3 protein-coding genes and 2 pseudogenes are annotated in these 3,800 nt (G+C 37.0%); 1 reads left to right on the forward strand and 4 read right to left on the reverse strand.

The features are described from left to right. Positions 1 to 818 (forward strand): annotated as a pseudogene (locus PLK24_RS09490) (hypothetical protein); the annotation flags it as partial. Positions 819 to 938: 120 nt separating this feature from the next. Here the strand turns inward: PLK24_RS09490 and PLK24_RS09495 are convergent. The 4 genes and pseudogenes from PLK24_RS09495 to PLK24_RS09510 all read right to left on the reverse strand — a co-directional run. Further along, entirely contained in the window at positions 939 to 1,727 is a 789-nt protein-coding gene (locus PLK24_RS09495; protein WP_324478546.1) for a 3'-5' exonuclease, read from the reverse strand. Positions 1,728 to 1,783: 56 nt separating this feature from the next. Continuing rightward, positions 1,784 to 2,686: a rhomboid family intramembrane serine protease gene (locus PLK24_RS09500; protein ID WP_324478547.1), complete on the reverse strand. Its 903-nt coding sequence runs from the start codon at positions 2,684 to 2,686 to the stop codon at positions 1,784 to 1,786. 89 nt (positions 2,687 to 2,775) lie between these two features. Further along, a complete protein-coding gene (locus PLK24_RS09505) occupies positions 2,776 to 3,513 on the reverse strand; it encodes a DUF4234 domain-containing protein (RefSeq protein WP_324478549.1) in 738 nt (245 codons plus the stop codon). A gap of 77 nt (positions 3,514 to 3,590) precedes the next feature. Further along, positions 3,591 to 3,800: pseudogene (locus PLK24_RS09510) on the reverse strand (acyl-CoA dehydratase activase); the annotation flags it as partial.

Genomic DNA, 3,800 nt, shown 5'->3' on the forward strand with positions numbered 1-3,800 from the left:
TAGAAGAAGTAAGACGTCGTCGTGAAGCTGGAGACACTGGACCAATTAATATCCCCATCCCTCAAGAACCAAAGCCACCTGAGTTTGTTCAATTCTATTCAACCGAATTAGCTCAAGGCTTTGTTTTACAACTTCCGGTTGGATCTTATGAAATTCAACTTCGAGCCGAAGATGGTACGCTGGTCGAAGGGAGCGAAAAAAAAGTTATCGTTTTTGCTTCCCGTCGCCAAGGGGGCACTGGTTACGAAATAATTCCGGGAAACCGCTGGACGAAAAAAGAAAATTGTGATGAACCTTCATGGATTATCCATGCGATAGGAAAAAATGAACTTTACTTTAATCCTTTTCTTCAAGATGAATACAATGAGCTATACCACAACAAGCTAGTTGATCCTCAAAATGTCGGGCGATTAGAACGCTGGAAGTGGGTTCATGTTGATCCAATCGATAACATCAAAACCATTCTGGGATTTAAGCAACAAATTCTCCAGTCAGTTGATAAGCAACCTTACTTTGTAAAGCAAATTCCCGGTGCTGAATTGGGATATGAAATTCTCAATTATAGCGATGAGCTTAAACAGCAGGGATACCAACCGACTTTCGAAAGTTATAAAGTTATTTTAGATCCAAATCTTCCTAAACGTGACTATTCTGTCTCATTGGTCCAATCCGATAACACCCAACCTGTTTCCAAAAGCGAGCGAGTAATAAGGTTATTGAAAAAAGAAAACGCCGGCTATTTATATGCAATTCCATTTTTTCCTTTGATTGTTGCGCTAATCGTTATCCTATCCCGACGGAGTCATATTGAGAAATAATTTCTTTTGGTTGGACAAAAAAAGCTGGAGAATTTTGTTACTCCAGCTTTTTTATACACTCAGTACCACTTATTTTAAAAAATTCTCAGTTTTCCAAGAAAAAGAGGTAAATTTAAAAACCTATTTTACTTTTGGTTTTGGGAATTTACCTTGAAGTGCATTATAAACTAATTTTTTGACATCGGGTGAAAAATCCGAAGATAACATCCATTGCAGATAATCAGGGGTTTGTGATGCAAGTTGTTTTAGAGTCCAACCGAAATTTCTCCCAAAGTTGCATACAATCTCCCCGTTCGACCAGATGAACTTCCCTTCCGGATCCACATAATTATTAAGTTCTGGACGACATAATGCATGTAAACCCGCCACATTTTTTGGTAAATTCTGGTGAATTTCTAATTGCTTATCCAAAATTTCAGCAGCTGCTGTTGCATCGCCTTGAGCAGTATGGGCTAATTCCATCTCTTTCCCACAGTACTTCAAATAAGCGCTTTTTAAATCTCTTGGTTCGAGTAAATGGTAAAGTATTTGAACATCGACACATTTCTGATCTTTATTTTGGAAAGGAATACCCGCTCTTCTAAATTCTGCTTCAAGAAAAGGTATATCAAATTTCAACACATTGAATCCGGCTATATCGCAACCCTCAAGAAAATCATTAATGATTGAGGCGTATTCTTGAAATTTTCGTTCATTTACTACATCTTCATCGGTAATACCGTGTATTGCTGTTGCTTGGTCAGGAATAGGTATTTCTGGATTTATTCGATGGCTTTTATACTCGTAATTTCCATCAGGAAATATTTTAAGAATCGATAGCTCAACTATTCTATCGACATTCGGTTGAAGACCAGTGGTTTCAACATCGATAAATGCAAGTGGTTTATCTAAAATCAAGTTTTTAAACATCAGGTTTCCAGCCCTCCTCAACAAACTATTATCTAAAGATAAATAATAAATCTTAGCTAACTATCCTTTTCATAAATCAAACCTTCATATTTTTTTAAAACCCGATCTCTCCATACCATAAAATCATTTTCAATCTCCTGTAGGATGGCAGCGTTTTTTGTTCTGCTGGAAGAATATTCAAGCATTTTATTTTTTATTTCCCGAGCTTCTCGATCTGGGGCGGGGAGGTTTTCCAGAAGGTGAACCGGAGGTGGATTTCCATTTTGGGCAATCCAAATATAATTTTGCATTTGATTATGAAACGTAATCACTGAATCAATTGAGGATTTTTGCCAAGTGTTGGGGATAAAAAAAGTGACCACACTTACAGCAATAAAAACCACCATAGCCCACTGAATGATTTCCTCGGCTTTTTTCTTCCATGCAAACCAACTTTCTCCAGGAGAAACCAGGTAACCCAAAAGCATTCCACTCAGCAAACCACCAATATGAGCACCATTATCTACTACCGGAGTTATAAAACCGATAAGTAAATTTATAAGGATAAAAGGAAGTAAACTTCTGGCGAGTCTATTTAAAGATGTGTTCCGGTATTTTAATCCACTAGCAAATAACGCACCAGCCAAACCGAAGATGGCACCACTCGCTCCAACGCTTACATTGGAATAATTCATTAAAAGCGAAAGCAGGCTCCCTCCCATTCCAGTGACAATGTAAATTATAAAAAACTTCTTTGCTCCATAGACTCCTTCAGCTAATCGGCCTAAATTATAGAGTGCATACATATTAAAGAAAAGGTGCCAGATGCTCCCATGAAGAAACATGCATAACAGAAGTCTTTGCCATTCTCCAGCAACAATGAGGGGGCCAAATTTCGCACCTAAACGGAGGAGTATTGGAACGGAAAAACCACCACTTATTAATGTTGTAAGAAAAAAAACTAAATTTAGTAGTATCAAAAAAAATACCATACAATAAATCCTCAATTTGAAATTAAAATGCGGGGTAATAGGCATTACCCCGCATTTCGCTCATATTATGAACCAACCTAAGTCGTTAACATTTTTTCCAATTCAGGTCGAACTTTTTCATCGCTGGCAACGTACTCATTTATTTCCATACTTAATTTAATCAGAATATATGCCCAATATATTCCTAAAGTTATAACACTTAATATAATAACCAAAGCCACACTTCGTGGTGGTATTCGGAAGATATAGCTTTCTGAATTATATCCCTTGGCTCCCTTGAGATATGAATATATCTTATCTTTCATGTCTGAAACCTTGCTGGTTGCTTTAAAAATATTCGATAAGTATATTGCCAGAAAAACAAAACCGATCAAGTAGAGAAGGAATGAATACCAGCCAACAAATTGGGCAATAATATACAATACCAAATAGATATAAAATGGCCATGCTTGAACCAAAAAATCTTCCAATCGATTCACAAAAAAACCAATTTCTCCACGAAGTGGATCTTGCAACTGATCTTTGGCATGGGTAAAAATATGTTTGGTATTCTTGATATTGTTGTTAATAACATTCCCCCATTGATAAAGCACTACTGCTTGGAGAATCGCACTGATTAATGCAAAAACCACTGCAATGACTACCGTGCCACCTGCCGCCACCGCCCCGGTTGCAACATCTCCAGTTGTGACCTCAGAAACTGCTGCAAAACCACCAATTATAGATACTATTGGTGTTAAAATAATAAATATAACCGCTAAAACAGCAGAAACTACACTTACGCGGTTTTCTTGTAAGAAACCTGAAACTGCCATGACACAACCCTCCTCAACCAGTTTTTGATTCACTTTAAAATACCATAAGAATGAAAAAAATAAAAACCCCTCATTAACTATTTTTTCGAAAAAGATAAGGTTTTCTCTTCTTTTTCAGAAAATTTTTCATCAACTAATTCAGGAATCCATTTTCCACAGCGACTCCCCCACAGAGCTTTTACTTTACTCTCTTCTTTCAAAACTACAATCTCGCAACTATTGGGGCAATCATCGCAAGTAAAGCTTCGATTTTCATAAGAACGATTTATCACTTCAAAACCCTGGAA

Origin of the sequence: Atribacter sp. (genome assembly GCF_035418125.1) — a bacterium.
Taxonomy (GTDB): Bacteria; Atribacterota; Atribacteria; order Atribacterales; family Atribacteraceae; genus Atribacter; species Atribacter allofermentans.

Excerpts from the sequence above, each read along its gene's own strand:
- PLK24_RS09495 (WP_324478546.1), bottom strand. The coding sequence starts at position 1,727 with ATGTTTAAAAACTTGATTTTAGATAAACCACTTGCATTTATCGATGTT.
- PLK24_RS09505 (WP_324478549.1), bottom strand. The coding sequence starts at position 3,513 with ATGGCAGTTTCAGGTTTCTTACAAGAAAACCGCGTAAGTGTAGTTTCT.